This window comes from Pectobacterium sp. PL64 (assembly GCF_022477975.1).
GTDB lineage: Bacteria > Pseudomonadota > Gammaproteobacteria > Enterobacterales > Enterobacteriaceae > Pectobacterium > Pectobacterium jejuense.
In genome coordinates this window covers 3652912-3672633 of sequence record NZ_CP092070.1, presented here as the reverse complement: position 1 = coordinate 3672633, position 19722 = coordinate 3652912, and the positions used below count along the sequence as shown (strand labels likewise).

Here is a 19722-nt window from a genome sequence, read left to right as displayed (position 1 = left end):
GACGACGCTACAAGGTAGCGATAGAATAAAGTGAATACTCAACAACTGGCGAAACTACGTTCAATCGTGCCCGAGATGCATCGCGTCCGGCACATACACTTTGTCGGCATCGGCGGTGCTGGCATGGGTGGTATCGCCGAAGTGTTGGCCAACGAAGGTTATGAAATTAGCGGTTCCGATCTGGCACCGAATGCGGTGACGCAGCAGTTGACTGAACTTGGCGCGCAGATTTACTTCCATCACCGTGCGGAGAACGTTCTGAACGCCAGCGTGGTGGTGGTGTCGAGTGCGATTACTGCGGATAACCCTGAGATTGTCGCCGCGCATGACGCACGTATTCCGGTGATCCGTCGTGCCGAGATGTTGGCGGAACTGATGCGTTTTCGTCACGGTATTGCGATTGCGGGCACGCACGGTAAGACGACAACAACGGCGATGGTCTCCAGTATTTACGCGGAAGCGGGACTGGATCCGACGTTTGTGAATGGTGGATTGGTGAAGGCGGCGGGAACGCATGCGCGTTTGGGCTCAAGCCGCTACTTGATTGCGGAAGCAGATGAAAGCGATGCGTCTTTCCTGCATTTGCAGCCGATGGTGGCGATTGTGACCAATATCGAAGCTGACCATATGGACACCTATCAGGGTGATTTCGAAAACCTGAAGCAGACGTTCATCAATTTCCTGCACAACCTGCCGTTTTACGGGCAAGCGGTGATGTGTATTGATGATGCGGTAATCCGTGAGCTGCTGCCGCGCGTGGGTCGTCATATTATCACGTATGGTTTTAGCGACGATGCTGATGTGCGTATTTCAGGGTATCACCAGACTGGCGCGCAAGGGCATTTCACGCTGGAGCGGAAAGACAAACCGCTGCTCACTGTCACGCTGAATGCTCCGGGGCGTCACAATGCGCTCAACGCGGCAGCAGCGGTTGCAGTAGCGACCGATGAAGGCATTGATGACGAGGCGATTCTGCGCGCGCTTGAGCGTTTTCAGGGTACGGGTCGCCGCTTTGATTTTCTCGGTGAATATCCGCTATGAGCTAGTGAATGGTCAAAGCGGTACGGCGATGTTAGTGGATGATTACGGCCACCATCCGACGGAAGTCGATGCCACGATTAAAGCTGCCCGCGCCGGGTGGCCAGATAAGCGGTTGGTCATGATTTTTCAGCCGCATCGCTATACGCGAACCCGCGATTTGTATGACGATTTCGCACACGTGTTATCGCAGGTTGACGTACTGCTGATGCTGGATGTGTATTCCGCTGGAGAGTCGCCGATTCCAGGCGCGGACAGCCGTTCGCTGTGCCGTACGATTCGCGGAAGAGGTAAGATTGATCCGATTCTGGTGACGGATGTGGATACTTTACCGGAACTGTTGTCACAGGCGCTGCGAGGTGAAGACCTGATTTTGGTTCAGGGCGCCGGCAACATCGGTAAACTGGCGCGTAAACTGGCTGATTCCAGATTACAGCCACAGATGAGTGAATGAGGAACATCATGACTGAGAAAGTTGCTGTATTGCTTGGTGGAACCTCTGCCGAACGTGAAGTGTCGTTACTTTCCGGTCAGGCGGTTTTGGCTGGCCTGAAAGAAGCGGGCATCAACGCGCATGCGGTTGATACCCGTGACGTCTCTGTGACGACGTTAAAAGAAGAAGGTTTCACCAAAATTTTCATCGCCTTACATGGTCGTGGTGGCGAAGACGGTACATTGCAGGGCGTTCTGGAATTCCTGGGGCTGCCTTATACCGGTAGCGGCGTCATGGCATCGGCACTGACGATGGACAAACTCCGCACCAAACAAGTATGGCAAGCTGTGGGATTACCCGTATCGCCATACGTAGCGCTGGATCGTCGCCAATATTCAGAAACGGCGGCAAACGCGCTGCTGGCGAAATTCACTCATCTCGGGTTGCCGCTGATCGTCAAGCCAAGCCGTGAAGGTTCCAGCGTGGGGATGAGCAAAGTGAATACGCTGAGCGAACTGCCTGCGGCACTGGAAGAAGCATTCCGTCACGATGACGATATTCTGATCGAGAAGTGGCTGAGCGGCCCAGAGTATACGGTGGCTATCCTGGGCGATGAAGTATTGCCTTCTATTCGTATTCAGCCTGCGGGTACGTTTTACGATTATGAAGCGAAGTATTTATCGGATGATACGCAGTATTTTTGTCCGAGTGGTTTGCCGGACGAGCAAGAGCAGGCGTTAGCAGGACTGGCGATGGCGGCTTATCGTGCGGTGGACTGTAGCGGATGGGGACGCGTCGATTTTATGCTGGATAGCGACGGTGCCTTCTATCTGCTTGAAGTGAATACGTCTCCGGGGATGACGAGCCACAGCCTGGTTCCTATGGCTGCGCGCCAACGTGGGCTGACTTTCTCGCAACTGGTCGTGAAAATTTTAGAGCTCGCTGGCTGATATGTCGCAGGCAGCGCTGAATACACGCGGACGAGAGCCTGAAACGAAGGGAACACGTCGCAGTAATGGAGGCCAATTGGCAGGGATGATTTTCCTGCTGATGGTGATAGGGACCATCGTCTGGGGAAGCTGGATGGTCGTGGGGTGGATGAAAGATGCCAGCCGCTTACCGCTCTCCCGCATGGCAGTGACAGGGGAAAGGCAGTACACCACCAACGACGATATCCGTCAGGCTATTTTGTCGTTGGGGTCGCCGGGAACGTTCATGACACAGGATGTGAACGTGATCCAGCAGCAGATCGAGCGTCTGTCGTGGATAAAACAGGCTAGCGTGCGCAAGCAGTGGCCGGACGAATTAAAGATTCATCTGGTTGAATATGTTCCGGTAGCGCGTTGGAATGACCAGCTAATGGTTGATGCAGAAGGAAATTCGTTCAGTGTACCCGCCGAACGTATTGGCAATCGCAAGATGCCGCTGCTGTATGGCCCGGAAGGCAGTGAAGCAGAAGTGCTGGAAGGCTATCGCACAATGAATCAGACGCTGGCCGCCGGGAAGTTTACGTTAAAAATGGTGGCGATGAGTGCGCGGCATTCGTGGCAACTAGGATTAGACGATGATACTCGCCTTGAATTGGGGCGGGACGATAGGGCCAAACGTCTGCAACGCTTTATCGAGCTGTATCCGCTGTTGCAGCGGCAGGCTCTGAGCGAAAACAAACGTATCAGCCATGTGGATTTGCGGTACGACAGCGGGGCTGCGATAGGTTGGGCTCCAGCTTTGCTTGATCAACAACAGGGTGATCAACAACAACACGGTGATCGGCAACGAGTTGGTCAGCACTAAGACATTGATCAGCAACAGAACAGTAACCAGAAACAGGCACAGGCACAGGCTAAACAACAATGATCAAGTCGACGGACAGAAAACTGGTAGTTGGGCTGGAAATCGGTACAGCAAAGGTGGCTGCGCTGGTAGGGGAAGTTCTGCCCGATGGCATGGTCAACATTATTGGCGTAGGCAGTTGCCCGTCACGCGGTATGGATAAAGGCGGCGTAAACGATCTGGAATCGGTCGTTAAATGTGTTCAGCGCGCTATTGATCAGGCTGAGTTAATGGCAGACTGCCAGATCTCTTCCGTGTATCTGGCGCTCTCGGGAAAACACATCAGCTGCCAGAATGAAATAGGGATGGTGCCTATTTCAGAAGAAGAGGTTACGCAGGATGACGTGGAAAGCGTGGTGCATACCGCTAAATCCGTGCGCGTGCGTGATGAACATCGTGTTCTCCATGTGATTCCACAAGAGTACGCGATCGATTATCAGGAAGGGATTAAAAACCCGGTTGGCTTATCCGGCGTGCGCATGCAGGCGAAAGTCCACCTGATAACCTGCCATAACGATATGGCGAAGAATATTGTTAAAGCCGTTGAACGCTGCGGCTTAAAGGTCGACCAGCTGATTTTTGCGGGACTGGCTTCCAGTTATGCTGTTCTGACTGAAGACGAACGTGAGCTGGGCGTGTGTGTCGTTGATATTGGCGGCGGTACAATGGATATCGCGGTCTATACCGGTGGCGCATTGCGACACACTAAAGTGATTCCGTATGCGGGCAATGTGGTTACCAGCGATATTGCTTACGCATTTGGTACGCCGCCGACGGATGCGGAAGCGATCAAGGTGCGTCACGGTTGTGCACTAGGCGCGATCGTCGGCAAAGATGAGAATGTGGAAGTCCCGAGCGTTGGAGGACGTCCACCCCGCAGTCTGCAAAGACAGACATTGGCGGAAGTGATTGAACCACGTTACACCGAGCTGTTGAACTTGGTGAACGATGAACTTTTACAGTTGCAGGAGCAGTTGCGTCAACAAGGCGTGAAACACCATCTGGCAGCAGGGATCGTGCTGACGGGCGGGGCCGCGCAAATAGACGGTCTGGCGGCCTGTGCGCAGCGTGTGTTCCATACACAGGTGCGTATTGGACAACCAATGAATATAACAGGGCTGACGGATTACGCCCAAGAGCCTTATTACTCAACGGCGGTTGGGTTGCTGCATTACGGAAAAGAATCTCATCTGGGTGGTGAGCATGAAGTCGAAAAACGTGCCTCAGTGAGCAACTGGTTCAAGAGAATCAACAGCTGGTTGAGGAAAGAATTTTAATTTTATCAAAGAGATCACCTGGCACAGTTTTATGATCTCGCAGTTACAGGCACAAACGGAGAGAAATTATGTTTGAACCAATGGAATTAACCAACGACGCGGTGATTAAAGTCATCGGCGTCGGTGGCGGCGGTGGTAATGCCGTCGAACACATGGTGCGTGAGCGCATCGAAGGCGTCGAATTCTTCGCGGTCAACACGGATGCGCAGGCATTACGCAAAACGGCTGTTGGCCAGACGATTCAGATCGGTAGTGGCATCACGAAAGGTCTGGGTGCAGGCGCTAACCCTGAAGTCGGCCGTAATTCGGCTGAAGAAGATCGTGAAGCACTGCGTTCAGCACTGGAAGGTGCGGACATGGTGTTTATCGCCGCAGGTATGGGCGGTGGTACAGGTACCGGTGCTGCGCCAGTTGTGGCTGAAGTCGCAAAAGACCTGGGCATTCTGACCGTTGCTGTGGTGACCAAGCCTTTCAACTTTGAAGGCAAAAAGCGTATGGCGTTTGCAGAGCAGGGTATCGCCGAGCTGTCTAAGCACGTCGACTCGCTGATCACTATTCCAAACGACAAGCTGCTGAAAGTACTGGGACGTGGTATCTCCCTGCTGGACGCATTTGGCGCGGCAAACGATGTGCTGAAAGGCGCGGTGCAAGGTATTGCCGAGCTGATCACGCGTCCAGGCCTGATGAACGTCGACTTTGCAGACGTGCGTACCGTGATGTCCGAAATGGGTTATGCCATGATGGGTTCCGGTGTTGCGCGTGGTGAAGACCGTGCAGAAGAAGCGGCTGAAATGGCGATCTCCAGCCCGCTGCTGGAAGATATCGATTTGTCTGGCGCGCGTGGCGTGTTGGTCAACATCACGGCGGGCTTTGACCTGCGTCTGGATGAGTTCGAGACGGTTGGTAACACCATCCGTGCATTCGCGTCCGATAATGCGACAGTGGTAATCGGTACGTCGCTTGACCCGGAAATGAATGATGAACTGCGTGTCACGGTTGTTGCGACGGGTATTGGCATGGACAAGCGTCCTGAGATTACTCTGGTGACGAACAAGCAGGCCAGCCAGCCTGTGATGGATCATCGTTATCAGCAACACGGTATGACGCCACTGGCGCAGGAAAAACCGGCTGCTAAAGTGGTTAACGACCAGAATCCGCAGACGAATAAAGAGCCAGATTATCTGGATATCCCGGCGTTTCTGCGTAAGCAGGCAGACTAATTTGCTGCCAGATAACGTTGGAATCTCCGCTCTTTGTGCTAAACTGTGCCACCGAGCCTGGTGTATACTAGGTCGGTAGGTTCAGTAACATGCGAGATAAAATGATGATCAAACAACGTACATTAAAACGTATTGTTCAGGCGACTGGTGTCGGGTTACATACCGGCAAGAAGGTCACGTTGACCATGCGTCCTGCACCGGCAAATACCGGGGTCATCTATCGCCGCACAGACTTGAATCCCCCGGTTGATTTTCCGGCTGATGCAAAATCCGTGCGTGATACCATGCTCTGTACTTGCCTGGTTAATGAGCATGACGTCCGTATTTCTACGGTGGAGCATCTTAACGCTGCGCTTGCAGGGTTGGGCATTGACAATATTGTCATTGATGTTGACGCGCCAGAAATTCCAATTATGGATGGCAGCGCCAGCCCGTTCGTTTACCTGCTGTTAGATGCCGGTATCGAAGAGCTGAATTGTGCCAAGAAATTCGTACGTATCAAACAGCCCGTTCGCGTTGAAGATGGCGACAAGTGGGCCGAGATGAAACCGTTTAACGGCTTCAGCTTGGATTTCACTATCGACTTCAACCACCCGGCGATTGATGCGGGCAACCAGCGCTATCGTTTGGATTTCTCCGCTGATGCGTTTGTTCGCCAGATCAGCCGTGCGCGTACCTTTGGCTTCATGCGCGATATCGAATACTTGCAGTCTCGTGGGTTGTGCCTGGGCGGCAGTATGGATTGTGCCATCGTTGTTGACGATTACCGCGTACTGAACGAAGACGGTCTGCGTTTTGAAGATGAGTTTGTCCGCCATAAAATGCTGGATGCCATCGGTGACCTGTTTATGTGTGGCCACAACATCATTGGTGCGTTCTCTGCGTTTAAGTCTGGACACGCACTGAACAACAAACTGTTGCAGGCTGTGCTGGCGAATCAGGAAGCGTGGGAATACGTGACCTTTGAAGACGAAGCTGAAATGCCGCTGGCGTTTAAAGCACCGTCTATCGTGCTGGCGTAACGCTTGAAGTTGAAGTAATCACTTCTTATTACGACTGGTTTTATTGGTACTCTCTCCGGCCAATGAAGCCAGTCGTTCTAATATCTTTCTGAGTTTTTCCGGGCTATTGCCTGCTAACGTCCTCAATGTTTCCGCACTTTGTTCACTCAACTGACGCAACGGTTTGTCATCGGTATTTTCCGTCGGCGTAATGTCACTATTTTTCATGATTTCATGCCCTTTTGCGGCAAGCGTTGGATTAATCCTGATGTCGATTGAAGCCAATGATGGTAGTATTTGTGCGCGCAATGCAGAGAGCAGCGCAGGTTGTTCGTAACGTAACCGCATCAGCCAACTGGCGTTGGCGGTTTCCAGTATCAGTAAACCTTGCCGGTAATTAGCGACGCGGCACCATGGGTGCAACGGTGCAGGCAGTAACCCGCGTACGGCACGGTTGAGTTTTAATAAGGCGATAGCGCGCTGTTGCACATCTTGTAGCGGGCCTTTACCCGACATGGATGCGCTATCAAACAGAAATTCCAGTGATTGTGGGCGGCTATCACGCATAGACCTGGCTCCGGTGGATGTTACTCGTGATTGGTATTCTAAATCGTTGGCGACAATTTGGCAGACGTTATTTCTGGCCGCATCTCTTATTAGGGATGGTCGCGGCAAGTCTTGGCCTGCCGACAAGCCTGAACGACTCACAGGATATCGCCTCACTTCCTAATTCAAGCTCCAGCGTGAGTCGCCAGAATCACGTATCGCTGAACCTTACCGATCTGGTCGCGCTGAAGGAAGCGCATCGACGTTCGTCCTACAGCGTTGATTATTGGCATCAGCATGCGATTCGCACGGTAATCCGTCATCTTTCTTTTGCGTTGACGACGCCACAGACGGCCAGTGCCCAGCAGGTTGACGATCTTCAACCTCACTCTCTGGTTTTACTGGATACGCTAAATGCGTTGCTAACGCAGGATTCCCAGTATCCCTTTGTGATCTCCCCCCATGCAGGGCATGTCACTTTTTATCCTCAGGCACACCATCAAATCGGCGTCTGGCTTGCCCAAATCCGCGGCATTCGTGCAGGGCCCTCTCTTTTCAGCTGAACGTGTAATGGATAATTAGCTGAAGAAATTTCTCTCGTTTTTTGCTGAGTTTCTCAGTTTTTCGATGTTGTGTTGCCACTGGATACGTGGCACTTGTGAGATTAAAACTATTATGGTCATGAATATCCTAACCAAAATTTTTGGTAGCCGTAACGATCGTACGCTGCGTCGTATGCGTAAAAATGTTGATGTCATCGGTCGTTTAGAACCAGAAATGGAAAAACTTTCAGATGAAGAACTGCAAGCAAAAACGCTAGAGTTCCGTGTTCGTCTGGAAAAGGGTGAAACGCTAGAGAACCTGCTGCCGGAAGCCTTCGCGGTAGTCCGTGAGTCCAGTAAGCGTGTCTTTGGCATGCGTCACTTCGACGTACAGCTTATCGGCGGTATGGTACTGAACGAGCGCTGCATCGCGGAGATGCGTACCGGTGAAGGTAAAACACTGACGGCAACGCTGCCTGCGTACCTGAATGCGCTGACTGGTCGTGGCGTACACGTGGTTACCGTGAACGACTATCTGGCACAGCGTGATGCCGAAAATAACCGTCCGTTGTTTGAATTCCTTGGCCTGAGCGTTGGTATCAACCTGCCGGGAATGCCGGCTCCGGCGAAGCGTGAAGCCTATGCCGCAGACATCACCTACGGTACCAATAACGAATACGGTTTTGACTACCTGCGTGACAACATGGCGTTCAGTCCGGAAGAGCGCGTGCAGCGTAAATTATACTACGCGCTGGTGGATGAGGTTGACTCCATCCTGATCGATGAAGCGCGTACGCCGCTGATCATTTCCGGCCCGGCTGAAGACAGCTCTGAGCTTTATATCAGCGTCAATAAAATCATCCCTAACCTGATCCGTCAGGAGAAAGAAGATTCGGATACTTTCCACGGTGAAGGCCACTTCTCTGTTGATGAGAAAGCGCGTCAGGTTAACCTCACTGAGCGTGGTCTGGTTCTGGTGGAAGAACTGCTGGTGAAAGAAGGCATTATGGAAGAGGGCGAGTCGCTGTACTCTCCGACCAACATTATGCTGATGCACCATGTGACCGCTGCGCTGCGTGCGCACGTGTTGTTTACCCGCGATGTCGATTACATTGTGAAAGACGGTGAAGTCATCATCGTCGACGAACACACTGGCCGTACCATGCAAGGGCGTCGCTGGTCCGACGGCCTGCATCAGGCTGTGGAAGCGAAAGAGAAGGTGGCCATTCAGAATGAAAACCAGACGCTGGCTTCCATTACCTTCCAGAATTACTTCCGCCTGTATGAAAAACTGGCGGGTATGACTGGTACGGCAGATACCGAAGCGTTCGAATTCAGCTCCATCTATAAGCTGGATACGATTGTGGTACCGACTAACCGTCCGATGATTCGTAAGGACTTGCCTGATCTGGTCTACATGACCGAGCAGGAAAAAATTGATGCCATCATTGAAGATATCAAAGACCGCTCTGTAAAAGGCCAGCCTATTCTGGTCGGTACGATCTCTATTGAGAAATCAGAAGTGGTTTCTCAGGCGCTGGAAAAAGCGGGCATCAAACACAATGTGTTGAATGCGAAATTCCACGCCATGGAAGCGGACATCGTTGCACAGGCGGGTCAGTCTGGTGCGGTCACCATCGCGACCAACATGGCCGGTCGTGGTACGGACATCGTATTGGGCGGTAGCTGGCAGGCCGAAGTCGCACATCTGGAAAACCCGGATGACGCGCAAATTGCAGAAATCAAAGCGGCCTGGAAAGTGCGCCATGATGCGGTGTTGGCTGCGGGTGGCTTGCACATTATCGGTACAGAGCGCCATGAATCTCGCCGTATCGATAACCAGCTGCGTGGTCGTTCCGGTCGTCAGGGGGATGCGGGTTCATCACGCTTCTATCTGTCGATGGAAGATGCGCTGATGCGTATTTTTGCCTCCGATCGCGTTTCTAATATGATGCGTAAACTGGGGATGAAACCGGGCGAAGCGATTGAGCACCCGTGGGTCACCAAGGCGATTGCTAACGCACAGCGTAAAGTAGAAAGCCGTAACTTTGATATTCGTAAACAGCTGCTGGAATACGATGATGTGGCGAACGACCAACGTCGTGCGATCTACACACAGCGTAACGAACTGCTGGACGTGTCCGATATCAGCGAAACCATCACCAGTATTCGTGAGGATGTGTTTAAAGCGACTATAGACAGCTATATTCCACCGGAATCTCTGGAAGAAATGTGGGATACGGAAGGTCTGGAACAGCGCCTGAAGAACGACTTCGATCTGGATATGCCGATCAAGGCGTGGCTGGATAAAGAGCCTGAGCTGCATGAAGAAACGCTACGTGAGCGTATTTTCCAGCAGGCGCTTGAGGTTTATCATCGCAAAGAAGAAGTGGTTGGCGTTGAAGTTATGCGCAACTTCGAGAAAGGCGTGATGTTGCAGACGCTGGATTCCTTGTGGAAAGAACATCTGGCGGCAATGGATTACCTGCGTCAGGGCATCCATCTGCGTGGCTATGCACAGAAAGATCCGAAACAAGAATATAAGCGTGAGTCGTTCTCTATGTTTGCCGCGATGCTGGAATCACTGAAATATGAAGTGATCAGTACGCTGAGCAAGGTCCAGGTGAGAATGCCGGAAGAAATTGAAGCGCTGGAGCAGCAACGCCGCGAAGAAGCTGAGCGTTTGGCACAGCAGCAACAGTTTAGCCATCAGGAAGAAGATAGCCTGAACACCGGTTCACCAGCGCAGGCAGATCGTAAAATTGGACGTAATGACCCTTGTCCATGTGGTTCAGGCAAGAAATATAAGCAGTGCCACGGTCGCTTACAGAAATAATTGGCTGCTGAGTCCAGTGATTAAAATGTGATAAGTACAAGGGCGGTCATTGACCGCCTTTTACTTGATAAGAACCTGATAGGAAGTGTCATGACGCAAAAACAGTTATCCGTCGCGGTCGGCATCATCCGCAATGCGGAGCAGCAATATTTCATTGCTCGCCGCCCTGATGGCGTTCATATGGCAGGGATGTGGGAATTTCCCGGCGGTAAAGTTGAAGAAGGCGAAACGCCAGAGCAGGCGCTGATTCGTGAACTGCGTGAAGAAACGGGCATCGAAGCCAGTGCACCACAGAAGCTGGACGACAAGACGTTTTCTACGCCGGAGAGAATCATCACGCTTCATTTCTTCCTGGTTGAAACGTGGCAGGGAGAACCCTATGGTCGGGAAGGTCAGGAATCTCGCTGGGTGAGCGTAGAAGAACTACGTGAGGAAGAATTTCCGCCAGCGAATGCGGAGATGATCCGCTGGCTGAAATCGCTTTAATCTAGCTTTACTTTTTCCTGTCTGAAAGCCCCTGCCTGAAAACTATAGTGGCGAAACGTGGCCGTTAGCGCGTTTCGCTCCAGTCTTCACTATCAGAAACCATATCATCACTTGGAATACGCTTTTCTTCATCAGCCCATTCCCCTAAATCGATGAGCTGACAACGTTTGCTGCAAAATGGGCGATAGAGGCTGGTTTCATCCCAGATGACCGCCTGCTTGCAGGTTGGGCACTTCACCGTCGTAATTTCTGCTGTCATAAGATTCTTTTCACTCTATTTGGTACTTAACACATATTGGTACGTAACACATTTTTGTCTGTCAGGGGGCTGAGTCTAGCAGCAGGCCAGTTCAAAGGTTAAACGCGGCGGAATATGGCCGTTTTCGCTATCTAATGGCAGAAAACGGATGGCATAGCGTGTCTTATGGCCAGATATTTGCGGATAGAGTTGATGTAACTGCTCAAGGCGCAAACGTAGCAGATCCGCATCGGAGGCATTGTCCTGGAAAAAACCGTTCAGGCTGGTCTGCGGGCGGAACGTGCCAGAGTGGCGGATCAGTTCCAGAATCATATCCAGCGCTTGTTTGAGCGGTGACAAGGAGTTAAGCCAGCCGGAAACCAATTTCTCACGCAGCTCCTGAGGCTGATGCAGCCAGCTATGGAGCGTCGGCAAATCGAAACTACAGCATCCACCGGGAATACCAAGCCGCTGGCGTACCATGCCAATCAGGCGATCTTCTCGTAAGAACTGCCCCATTCGTGGTGCGGCCATCAACGTACTGGCCAGATCTTTCAACTGGCGTCTCAACGTATGGATGCGTTCCATGTCAACGCCCGGAACATCACTCCATTGCAGCAGTTTTTGCTGTTGCCGCTCCAGTTCTTTCAGCAGCTCGGTACGGACATCTCCACGCTCCAGCACATCAAGCAGTTCGGCGATAGCACGAAAAAATGTCAGAGCGCCTCCCATATCGGTCAGGGAGTGGTTTTGATGTAACTGCTGCAATAATGATTCAATACGCAACCAGGTACGTGTTTTTTCGTTCAGTGGGTATTCGAATAAAATTGTTGAGGGGGCGTCACTCATTCTTAGTCATCCTGTCGGCTGCGGAGGCGGCGAGCTCCAGGTACTGGCGGTGTAATTCCGCAACCTGTGGAGCCAGCTCGTTTGGGCAGCGACTGTTATCAATAATATCATCGGCATAAGCCAGGCGCTGTTCTCGGGTAGCCTGTGCTGCCAGTATGTTTGCTGCTTGCTGCCGACTGATACCATCGCGGGCCAGCGTACGTGCAAGCTGAGTTTCTTTGTCTACATCAACGACCAGAACACGCTGTGCTCGCTGTTGTAAACCGTTCTCCACCAATAAAGGGACGACCCACAGAATGTACGGTGCGGATACAGCCTGAAACTGGGCCTGTGTTTCCTGTTGGATTAACGGATGGAGTAAATTATTCAGCCACTGTTTCTCCTCTGGTGAGGAAAAAATCTGTTGGCGTAGTGCGGCACGGTTCAATGAACCATCGGTATTGAGCATAGCGTCGCCAAACCGGAGCCTGATGGCATCCAGTGCGGGTTCCCCAGGCTCGACTACCTGACGCGCGATGATATCCGCATCAACGATAGTGGCCCCTATTTTGGCAAATTCATCGGCTACGGTGCTTTTTCCGCTGCCGATCCCGCCCGTTAAGGCTACGATGTATGTCATTGCACCCGTGTTGAAAAGTTAACATTTCTACTATTTTCAAGGGTGAGGAATATCTTCCCGTCCCCCTGAAGTCAATCAGGTATCAACCGCAGTGTGCTTCACGTTATCACTTTGCTGGGTGATAGGTAAATTTCTCTGATTTTATCCCAAATAAAGTGAAAATCGCAGTCTTGCCGCAGGATTATTCCTGCGTATGATAACGTCACTGGTAAAGGGCTATTATTTTTTCAGAAATGATTATGCTCAGTAACGATACTGAGTATTCCGCCGTCACTAACCAGGAACTCGAACCTCATGCGTATTGAAGAAGATTTAAAGTTAGGCTTTAAAGACGTTCTCATCCGGCCAAAGCGTTCGACGCTGAAAAGCCGCTCCGACGTTGAACTGGAACGTCAATTCACTTTCCTCCATGCCGGCGGCAACTGGTCCGGCGTACCGATTATCGCAGCCAATATGGATACCGTGGGTACGTTTAGTATGGCGGAAGTCCTGGCCTCTTTTGATGTTCTGACGGCTGTCCATAAACACTACTCTGTCGAACAATGGTCTCAGTTTGTGCAACGCACTCCGGCATCGGTATTGCGCCATGTAATGGTCTCGACCGGGACATCTGAGGCTGATTTCATCAAGTTAAAGCAAATTTTGGCGCTGTCGCCTGAGCTGAAATTTATCTGTATCGATGTCGCCAATGGCTATTCCGAGCACTTTGTCACGTTCCTGCAAAAAGCGCGTGAGGCCTGCCCAGACAAAGTTATCTGTGCTGGAAACGTCGTGACCGGTGAAATGGTGGAAGAACTTATCCTCTCCGGTGCAGACATCGTGAAAGTTGGCATTGGCCCCGGTTCTGTTTGCACGACGCGCGTTAAAACGGGTGTCGGCTACCCTCAGCTTTCTGCCGTGATTGAATGTGCCGATGCAGCACATGGTCTCGGTGGGCAAATCGTGAGCGACGGCGGATGTGCCATGCCGGGCGATGTCGCGAAAGCATTTGGCGGCGGAGCCGATTTCGTCATGCTGGGCGGTATGTTGGCAGGGCATGATGAATGTGAAGGCACCATCGTGGAAGAAAACGGTGAGAAAATGATGCTGTTCTACGGCATGAGTTCCGCATCTGCGATGGAGCGTCATGTTGGCGGCGTAGCGGAGTACCGTGCCGCAGAAGGAAAAACCGTGAAGTTGCCTCTGCGCGGTCCGGTGGACAATACCGTGCGCGATATTCTTGGCGGCCTGCGCTCGGCCTGTACCTATGTTGGTGCATCCCGTTTGAAAGAGCTGACGAAGCGTACAACGTTTATACGCGTGGCCGAGCAGGAAAACCGTATTTTCAACGGGTAGTTGCCGCCGTTACGCGCCGTCTTTCCGCTGGTAGCGGAGGTGCGTACGACGTAGCTTGTCGCTGTTTGTATGCTGTATTGGTCGGTTCAGGCACCGGCCAATACATTCCCCAACTGGAAGATAGGCAAATACATGCCAATCACCAGCGCCCCGACCATTCCCCCGACGACCATCATCAGCACCGGTTCCAGCGTTTGTGTCAGCATGTCTGCCTGCTGTTGTACCCGACCTTCATGCCATTCTGCCAGCTGTGTAAAGATCGCATCCAACGCCCCGGTTTCTTCCCCCACGCGGATCAGCTGCGGACAGGGCGCAGGGAACAGCATGGCGTGATGCTGTGTGGCATGGTATAGCGATGTCCCCTGATGCAACTGCGTTTGTATCTGCTGAATTGCGGCCTGATAAAGCGGGTGACGAATCGTCGCAGCGGCATCGAGCCCTTCTGGTAGCGTCAAACCGGCATGTTGCGTCATGGCGAGAATATGGAATATCTGGTTCAGCGATTTACCGCGTAACAGGCTGGATACGATAGGAAGCTTCAGCAGCCATTCTTGCTCTCGGGTTTTCCACAATGGCTGTTTCTGCCTCAAGCGGGCGTACCCCATCATCAGGCAGCTAAGCGTCAGTAACCCAATCAGTCCGTAGTCAGATATGATTTCTGCCAGATAAAGCAACTGACGGGTAAACCACGGCAACGGCGTATCGAACGAGGAATAGAGCGACGCAAACTCGGGCAGAACCAGCGTCAACATCATCATGCTGACCAGCATGGCAATTGCCAAAACAAAACAGGGATAGCGTAGCGCTTTGATGACTTTCTGTTGCAGCCTGGACTGCTTCTCTTGCTGCTGGGCGAGCTGTAGACAGCATGCGTCTAGCTTCCCAGTCAGCTCGCCGACGGCAATGAGGGAACGATACAGAACGGGAAAGATATGCGGGTATTCCTGTAACGCCTCAGAGAACGAATTTCCCTGAGCAACATGGGTACTCACATCCCGTAATACGCAGCGCCAGCCGGGGCGCTCGTGCTGTTCCGAGACCAGCTTCAATGCTTCCAGCAGCGGTAATCCGGCTTGTAGCAACGCAGCAAGCTGTTTGATTGACTCGCCTAGCTGTTCGCGTTTCCAGTAGCGAAGCGACAGGTAATGGCCGGCTTTGACGAGAAGCGGCTGGTAACCCTGTGCAATCAGGCTGGCATAGGCGTGCTGGCGATGTGTGCTAATGAGTTCTCCAGCGATAAATTCGCCCTCGGACGTGATGGCCTGCCAGTGATATAAGCGCTGTAGCCTCATTGTGCCTCCTGATTCATTGACCGCTCATCGCCCACCACACGGTAGACTTCAGCAAGTGAGGTCAGGCCGTCGTTGACCAACTCAAGCCCTGCGGTCATCAACGTTGGAAAACCTGAATGGCGAGACAGGGCAGATAATTCCCCTGTGCTGGCGTTGCCCGCTAATGCGGCCTGAAAATCTGGCGTGATAGGCAACAATTCATAGAGCGCGACGCGGCCATAGTAGCCAGAAAAACAGTGGGTACAGCCGCGGGCCTGCCAATGTTGCAGTGTCCCTTGCCATACGTCGTTTGGCAGTGAAAGTAGCGATTCTCCTGGGGTTTTACAGTGTGGACATAACCGACGTACAAGGCGTTGGGCAATGATGAGTTTTAGCGCCGCGGCTAACAGGTAGCCGGGGATGCCCAGATGACTGAGGCGGGTCAGCGTTTCTACGGCTGAGTTGGTATGTAATGTGGACATGACTAGATGGCCGGTTTGTGCGGCTTTTACCGCAATTTCTGCGGTTTCAGCGTCACGGATTTCACCGATCATAATGACGTCTGGATCCTGTCGCAGCAGCGCTCGTAAAATTCGGCCAAAGCCCAGTTCGGCTTTGGGATTGATTGCCGTTTGGTTGATGCCCTGCAAGGGAATTTCGACCGGATCTTCTACGCTACAGATATTGCGGCTGCACTCGTTCAGCCAGCGTATCGCGCTGTAAAGCGTGACGGTTTTGCCACTACCTGTCGGGCCCGTGACTAACAGCATTCCCTGTGAGGCGCTCAGCACGCTAATCACCTGCTGTAACGCCTTTGCGGTTAGCCCAAGTTTATCCAGTGCCAGCTCCTGCTGATGCGTTTGCAAAATACGCAGTACGACTTTTTCACCTTGTTGTACGGGCAGCGTAGCAATGCGCAACGAATAGGCTTGTTGATCCAGCGTCAGGCTGAATTGACCGTCCTGCGGCAACCGCCGTTCGGCGATATTCAACTTACCCATGATTTTCAGCCGTGCGGCAATACGGTTTGTCAGTTCGGGCGGCGGTGCGGATATGGCCTGTAGCACGCCGTCAATGCGTAGCCGCACGCGATAGCTGTCCAATAACGGCTCAAAGTGGATATCAGAGGCGCGCCGCTGAACGGCGAGACGCAGCGTTTGATGGATAAACTGTGCAACGGGGGAGTCATCGTCATGATCCTGTTGCCCGGCGCTGTTGCGATAAGTGTTAGCTGATGTGCTGGCATGGTAAGTTTCTGCGGGTTCGGCAACGGCGTTCACCGGGTTAAGCTGCTGTTCCATTCTGGCCTGTGGCCATTGTTCTACCATAATGCGGCGATTGCTGGCGAAGCGCAGTGCGGCAATCATCTCCGCAGAAGGGGAAGCCGTGACGGCGACCGACAGCGTTTGTTCATCAAGACTAAGTAATAATGCCTGATAACGTCGGCACAGCGTCTGTAGCTCGCTGAGCGTATGCTCAGAGGAAAAGGAGGAATCTGTCATGATTAACCCGCCGTGTTATCGAAACGGAAAACGTCCTGACAGGCAGATTGCAGGCTTTCTGTGCTGTCGTCCGTGGCACAGTTTTTCGTCCAGCGTGAAGCGCCAGTTTCGGTATCCCACGTTGGCGTTAGAATAACGCGCAGCCCTTGCAGTGTGGATTGGCCAGTCAGCGTAATCACTCCTTGAGCGACGCTAACGGCGCTGACATAGCGTGAAGATTTGCTGCCCGGAATTCCCTGATTACCTGCATTGCAGGCGGTAAACGCGGCATTTTCCAGACCACAGAGATCGACGGGCGTTTTATAAGACACCATCGTCTGCAGCATGTCCGTTAGCGCAGCTTTTTGCAGATAGCCTTGATAAGCCGGTACGCCAATAGCGCTGAGGATAGCGACGATCGCAATAACAATCATTAGCTCAATTAGCGTAAATCCTTGCTGTTTTATCATGTTGATTTCCCTGTTGTTGCATATAAATTTTGTGGCACATAAATGAAAGGCTTCGGTGCAGAAATCCATACGGATGGCGGCAGCATAGAAAAGGGAGCGAAGGCTGACGAGCGGGGAAATGTGAAACAGGAAAGCGCTACGACAGGTTTTTAGCGGACTTGCAGAGGATTGAAAATTTTTTGCGAGCAGAGACGCAATTTTCACGCTGTCGGACAGGAAGTCCGCGTGGGATTTGCAGTGTGTTGTTACGATGGTGTGCGAGAGGATGGGGTGTCGAGAGGTAAACGAGGTGCGAAATAGCACCTCGCCGATAGAAATAGAAGAGCGGTTAGATGAAGCGCATGGATAAGTCCAGCGCCTGTACGTGCTTGGTTAGCGCCCCCACGGAGATATAGTCCACACCCGTTTCCGCGTAGCCACGCAGCGTGTCGAGGGTGACATTACCGGATATCTCCAGCAGTGCGCGGCCTTGTGTGGTGTTAACGGCTTCCCGGATGTTATCCAGACTGAAATTATCCAGCATGATGATATCGGCGCCCGCTTCCAGCGCTTGCTGTAATTCATCCAGCGATTCGACTTCAACTTCTACCGGAACGTCGCTGCGTAAAGACTGTGCTTTTTCTACCGCATTTTTGATTGAGCCCGCGGCGATGATGTGGTTTTCCTTGATCAGGAAGGCGTCGGATAAACCGAGTCGATGGTTGTCTCCGCCACCGCATGATACGGCGTATTTCAGTGCGGTTCTCAGCCCCGGCAGCGTCTTGCGCGTATCCAGCAGTCGAGTGCGTGTTCCCTGCAATACGGCAACATAGCGGCTGACTTCAGTGGCGACGCCGGATAGCGTTTGCAGGAAGTTCAGCGCGGTACGTTCGCCCGTCAGGAGCTGTTTGGCTGGGCCGGTGATGTCACACAGCGTTTGGTTAGGCGTGATAGCGTCGCCATCGGCAACGTGCCAGACGATCGTTGTCGTGTTGCCCAATTGAGAAAAGACTTCCTCAAGCCAGCGCGTACCACAGAATATGCCCGCTTCACGCGTGATAATGCGTGCGCTGACGGTCTCGTTGTCGGGGAGCAGAAGCGCGGTAATGTCTTGATTAGCATCGACGATGCCACCTAAATCTTCACGCAAGGCCAGTTGCACGCTGGCGGGAATATCTTGTGCAATACGAGCGAGCAAGGCTTGTTGGCGTTGTTCCTGACTGTAGCGACGCGTTGACATGACAAAACTCCGAAGGGGGATTCGGAGGTCTATGCTACCTTGTTTACATCAGGACATCCAGAATGAATAGTTATTACAATTCAGTCGGTTACTGTTATTAATCTTCCGGCGAACATCCGTGGTCGCCGGAAAGAGGAGGCGATTTTAGAAGTTGTAACCGACGACCAGGTAGTAGCCCCAGCCGGTAGATTTCACTTCAAACGGGCCTTTGCCGAAATTAAGTTCTGCGCCATCAGCCCATTGGCCGCCGTTGTGGAAGTAACGAGCGACGAAAGAGTAGTGCCAGTGGTCGTAGCCCAGCGCCAGAATATGGCTGGAGGCAATGGAATTGTTGGTGCGGCTTGAGTTCGATTTATCACGCAGTTCTGAGCCAAAATCGAAATTGGTGAAGCTGATATACGAGACGTTGCCGCCCAGCATTGAGCCCAGTGGGTAAGAGTATTTCACTTTTACACGGTAGCCGTCCCACTCGTTTTCGTTAGCGGCGCCGTAGTTTTGCCATTGGTATTTGGCATAGCCGTTCACTGACAGAGACAGGTCTGTGCCGGTATCAATATCAGTACCTAAGCCCATGTACCAGGTGCTCTGGCGTGAACCGCTGTTGCGACCCTGATCGTAAATAACGTTATTGGCGATGTACCACTCTTTAAACGGACCAAAGCTCAGATCAGCGCCCGTCAGCTTATCAATAGAGAAACGTGGTTCGATCTCGACAAACAGCGGAGAGCCTTTGTCCCAAATGCCACGGCTGTCGGGATCGCCACCAAAAAACTTAGGCGCATCGGCGTAGCCGTAGAAATCGAACCAGTCTTTACGCGCAAATGCTTCGTATTCCAGGTAAGTCGTGCTGTTCAGTTGCGGCCCGAAACGCGTGTGGGCGCTACCGACGACGTTAATGCTCTGGTGCCACCAGTCGGACAGGTATTCGGCTTTATTGCTGTCGGCAAGAGCAGGCATTGAGCATGACAGTGCGAGCAACGCGCCTGCGGCGAAAGTTTTTTTCATGTTAAGTACCATAGTGTTAGACG

Annotated in this window: 18 protein-coding genes and 1 pseudogene; 10 read left to right on the top strand and 9 right to left on the bottom strand. The window is 52.4% G+C overall.

The features are described 5' to 3' along the window. Positions 1-30 precede the first annotated feature (30 nt). The 6 genes and pseudogenes from murC to lpxC all read left to right on the top strand — a co-directional run bounded on the left by murC (position 31) and on the right by lpxC (position 6823). Positions 31-1508 (top strand): annotated as a pseudogene (murC, locus tag HP572_RS16440) (UDP-N-acetylmuramate--L-alanine ligase). Further along, positions 1501-2421, top strand: a complete 921-nt coding sequence (locus HP572_RS16435; RefSeq protein ID WP_205551690.1) for a D-alanine--D-alanine ligase — start codon at positions 1501-1503, stop codon at positions 2419-2421. The pseudogene murC and the gene HP572_RS16435 overlap by 8 nt, the downstream one beginning before the upstream one ends. Before the next feature lies 1 nt (position 2422). After that, a complete protein-coding gene (gene ftsQ, locus HP572_RS16430; protein ID WP_371745282.1) occupies positions 2423-3265 on the top strand; it encodes a cell division protein FtsQ in 843 nt (280 codons plus the stop codon). 59 nt (positions 3266-3324) lie between these two features. Then, positions 3325-4581 carry a cell division protein FtsA gene (gene ftsA, locus HP572_RS16425; protein ID WP_010298002.1) on the top strand — a complete coding sequence of 419 codons (1257 nt, stop codon included), beginning with the start codon at positions 3325-3327 and terminating at the stop codon, positions 4579-4581. 68 nt (positions 4582-4649) lie between these two features. After that, positions 4650-5801, top strand: a complete 1152-nt coding sequence (gene ftsZ / locus HP572_RS16420; RefSeq protein ID WP_005975217.1) for a cell division protein FtsZ — start codon at positions 4650-4652, stop codon at positions 5799-5801. Positions 5802-5905: 104 nt separating this feature from the next. Next, complete coding sequence (gene lpxC, locus HP572_RS16415) at positions 5906-6823, top strand: UDP-3-O-acyl-N-acetylglucosamine deacetylase (RefSeq protein WP_039278868.1); 918 nt, start codon at positions 5906-5908, stop codon at positions 6821-6823. A gap of 18 nt (positions 6824-6841) precedes the next feature. On the opposite strand, the gene HP572_RS16410 is transcribed toward lpxC, so the two are convergent. Then, positions 6842-7369, bottom strand: a complete 528-nt coding sequence (locus HP572_RS16410) for a DUF721 domain-containing protein (protein ID WP_240583772.1) — start codon at positions 7367-7369, stop codon at positions 6842-6844. Between the two features lie 26 nt (positions 7370-7395). Between HP572_RS16410 and secM the strand changes: the two genes are divergently transcribed. The 3 genes from secM (at position 7396) to mutT (ending at position 11212) form a co-directional block, all read left to right on the top strand. Next, a complete protein-coding gene (gene secM, locus HP572_RS16405; RefSeq protein WP_205551686.1) occupies positions 7396-7911 on the top strand; it encodes a secA translation cis-regulator SecM in 516 nt (171 codons plus the stop codon). A gap of 112 nt (positions 7912-8023) precedes the next feature. Beyond that, on the top strand, positions 8024-10726 hold the full coding sequence (gene secA / locus HP572_RS16400; protein WP_240583771.1) for a preprotein translocase subunit SecA: 2703 nt from the start codon (positions 8024-8026) through the stop codon (positions 10724-10726). A 90-nt stretch (positions 10727-10816) separates the two neighbouring features. Beyond that, on the top strand, positions 10817-11212 hold the full coding sequence (mutT, locus tag HP572_RS16395) for an 8-oxo-dGTP diphosphatase MutT (protein ID WP_240583770.1): 396 nt from the start codon (positions 10817-10819) through the stop codon (positions 11210-11212). 64 nt (positions 11213-11276) lie between these two features. Here the strand turns inward: mutT and yacG are convergent, their stop codons facing one another. The 3 genes from yacG to coaE all read right to left on the bottom strand — a co-directional run bounded on the left by yacG (position 11277) and on the right by coaE (position 12918). Continuing rightward, positions 11277-11471, bottom strand: coding sequence for a DNA gyrase inhibitor YacG (gene yacG, locus HP572_RS16390; RefSeq protein ID WP_205551680.1), 195 nt, complete (start codon positions 11469-11471; stop codon positions 11277-11279). 75 nt (positions 11472-11546) lie between these two features. Continuing rightward, positions 11547-12299, bottom strand: a complete 753-nt coding sequence (zapD, locus tag HP572_RS16385) for a cell division protein ZapD (protein ID WP_240583769.1) — start codon at positions 12297-12299, stop codon at positions 11547-11549. Further along, complete coding sequence (coaE, locus tag HP572_RS16380; RefSeq protein ID WP_240583768.1) at positions 12292-12918, bottom strand: dephospho-CoA kinase; 627 nt, start codon at positions 12916-12918, stop codon at positions 12292-12294. Before coaE ends, zapD begins: the two co-directional genes overlap by 8 nt. Before the next feature lie 294 nt (positions 12919-13212). Between coaE and HP572_RS16375 the strand changes: the two genes are divergently transcribed. Next, positions 13213-14253 carry a GMP reductase gene (locus tag HP572_RS16375; protein WP_010681506.1) on the top strand — a complete coding sequence of 347 codons (1041 nt, stop codon included), beginning with the start codon at positions 13213-13215 and terminating at the stop codon, positions 14251-14253. 86 nt (positions 14254-14339) lie between these two features. Here the strand turns inward: HP572_RS16375 and hofC are convergent, their stop codons facing one another. The 5 genes from hofC to HP572_RS16350 all read right to left on the bottom strand — a co-directional run bounded on the left by hofC (position 14340) and on the right by HP572_RS16350 (position 19699). Next, entirely contained in the window at positions 14340-15545 is a 1206-nt protein-coding gene (gene hofC, locus HP572_RS16370) for a protein transport protein HofC (RefSeq protein ID WP_240583767.1), read from the bottom strand. Further along, the gene (gspE, locus tag HP572_RS16365) at positions 15542-17026 is read right to left on the bottom strand and encodes a type II secretion system protein GspE (RefSeq protein ID WP_240583766.1); all 1485 of its coding nucleotides are present in this window, start codon (positions 17024-17026) and stop codon (positions 15542-15544) included. The genes hofC and gspE overlap by 4 nt, the downstream gene beginning before the upstream one ends. Before the next feature lie 2 nt (positions 17027-17028). Continuing rightward, on the bottom strand, positions 17029-17475 hold the full coding sequence (gene ppdD, locus HP572_RS16360) for a prepilin peptidase-dependent pilin (RefSeq protein WP_240583765.1): 447 nt from the start codon (positions 17473-17475) through the stop codon (positions 17029-17031). A gap of 328 nt (positions 17476-17803) precedes the next feature. Further along, positions 17804-18694 carry a carboxylating nicotinate-nucleotide diphosphorylase gene (gene nadC / locus HP572_RS16355; protein WP_010681502.1) on the bottom strand — a complete coding sequence of 297 codons (891 nt, stop codon included), beginning with the start codon at positions 18692-18694 and terminating at the stop codon, positions 17804-17806. A 144-nt stretch (positions 18695-18838) separates the two neighbouring features. Then, on the bottom strand, positions 18839-19699 hold the full coding sequence (locus tag HP572_RS16350; protein ID WP_039283422.1) for a nucleoside-specific channel-forming protein Tsx: 861 nt from the start codon (positions 19697-19699) through the stop codon (positions 18839-18841). Positions 19700-19722: the final 23 nt, after the last annotated feature.

Excerpts from the sequence above, each read along its gene's own strand:
- ppdD (WP_240583765.1), bottom strand. The coding sequence starts at position 17,475 with ATGATAAAACAGCAAGGATTTACGCTAATTGAGCTAATGATTGTTATT.
- hofC (WP_240583767.1), bottom strand. The coding sequence starts at position 15,545 with ATGAGGCTACAGCGCTTATATCACTGGCAGGCCATCACGTCCGAGGGC.
- yacG (WP_205551680.1), bottom strand. The coding sequence starts at position 11,471 with ATGACAGCAGAAATTACGACGGTGAAGTGCCCAACCTGCAAGCAGGCG.
- lpxC (WP_039278868.1), top strand. The coding sequence starts at position 5,906 with ATGATCAAACAACGTACATTAAAACGTATTGTTCAGGCGACTGGTGTC.
- mutT (WP_240583770.1), top strand. The coding sequence starts at position 10,817 with ATGACGCAAAAACAGTTATCCGTCGCGGTCGGCATCATCCGCAATGCG.
- HP572_RS16435 (WP_205551690.1), top strand. The coding sequence starts at position 1,501 with ATGACTGAGAAAGTTGCTGTATTGCTTGGTGGAACCTCTGCCGAACGT.
- secA (WP_240583771.1), top strand. The coding sequence starts at position 8,024 with ATGGTCATGAATATCCTAACCAAAATTTTTGGTAGCCGTAACGATCGT.
- gspE (WP_240583766.1), bottom strand. The coding sequence starts at position 17,026 with ATGACAGATTCCTCCTTTTCCTCTGAGCATACGCTCAGCGAGCTACAG.
- ftsA (WP_010298002.1), top strand. The coding sequence starts at position 3,325 with ATGATCAAGTCGACGGACAGAAAACTGGTAGTTGGGCTGGAAATCGGT.
- HP572_RS16350 (WP_039283422.1), bottom strand. The coding sequence starts at position 19,699 with ATGAAAAAAACTTTCGCCGCAGGCGCGTTGCTCGCACTGTCATGCTCA.
- coaE (WP_240583768.1), bottom strand. The coding sequence starts at position 12,918 with ATGACATACATCGTAGCCTTAACGGGCGGGATCGGCAGCGGAAAAAGC.
- ftsZ (WP_005975217.1), top strand. The coding sequence starts at position 4,650 with ATGTTTGAACCAATGGAATTAACCAACGACGCGGTGATTAAAGTCATC.
- zapD (WP_240583769.1), bottom strand. The coding sequence starts at position 12,299 with ATGAGTGACGCCCCCTCAACAATTTTATTCGAATACCCACTGAACGAA.
- nadC (WP_010681502.1), bottom strand. The coding sequence starts at position 18,694 with ATGTCAACGCGTCGCTACAGTCAGGAACAACGCCAACAAGCCTTGCTC.
- HP572_RS16375 (WP_010681506.1), top strand. The coding sequence starts at position 13,213 with ATGCGTATTGAAGAAGATTTAAAGTTAGGCTTTAAAGACGTTCTCATC.
- ftsQ (WP_371745282.1), top strand. The coding sequence starts at position 2,423 with ATGTCGCAGGCAGCGCTGAATACACGCGGACGAGAGCCTGAAACGAAG.
- HP572_RS16410 (WP_240583772.1), bottom strand. The coding sequence starts at position 7,369 with ATGCGTGATAGCCGCCCACAATCACTGGAATTTCTGTTTGATAGCGCA.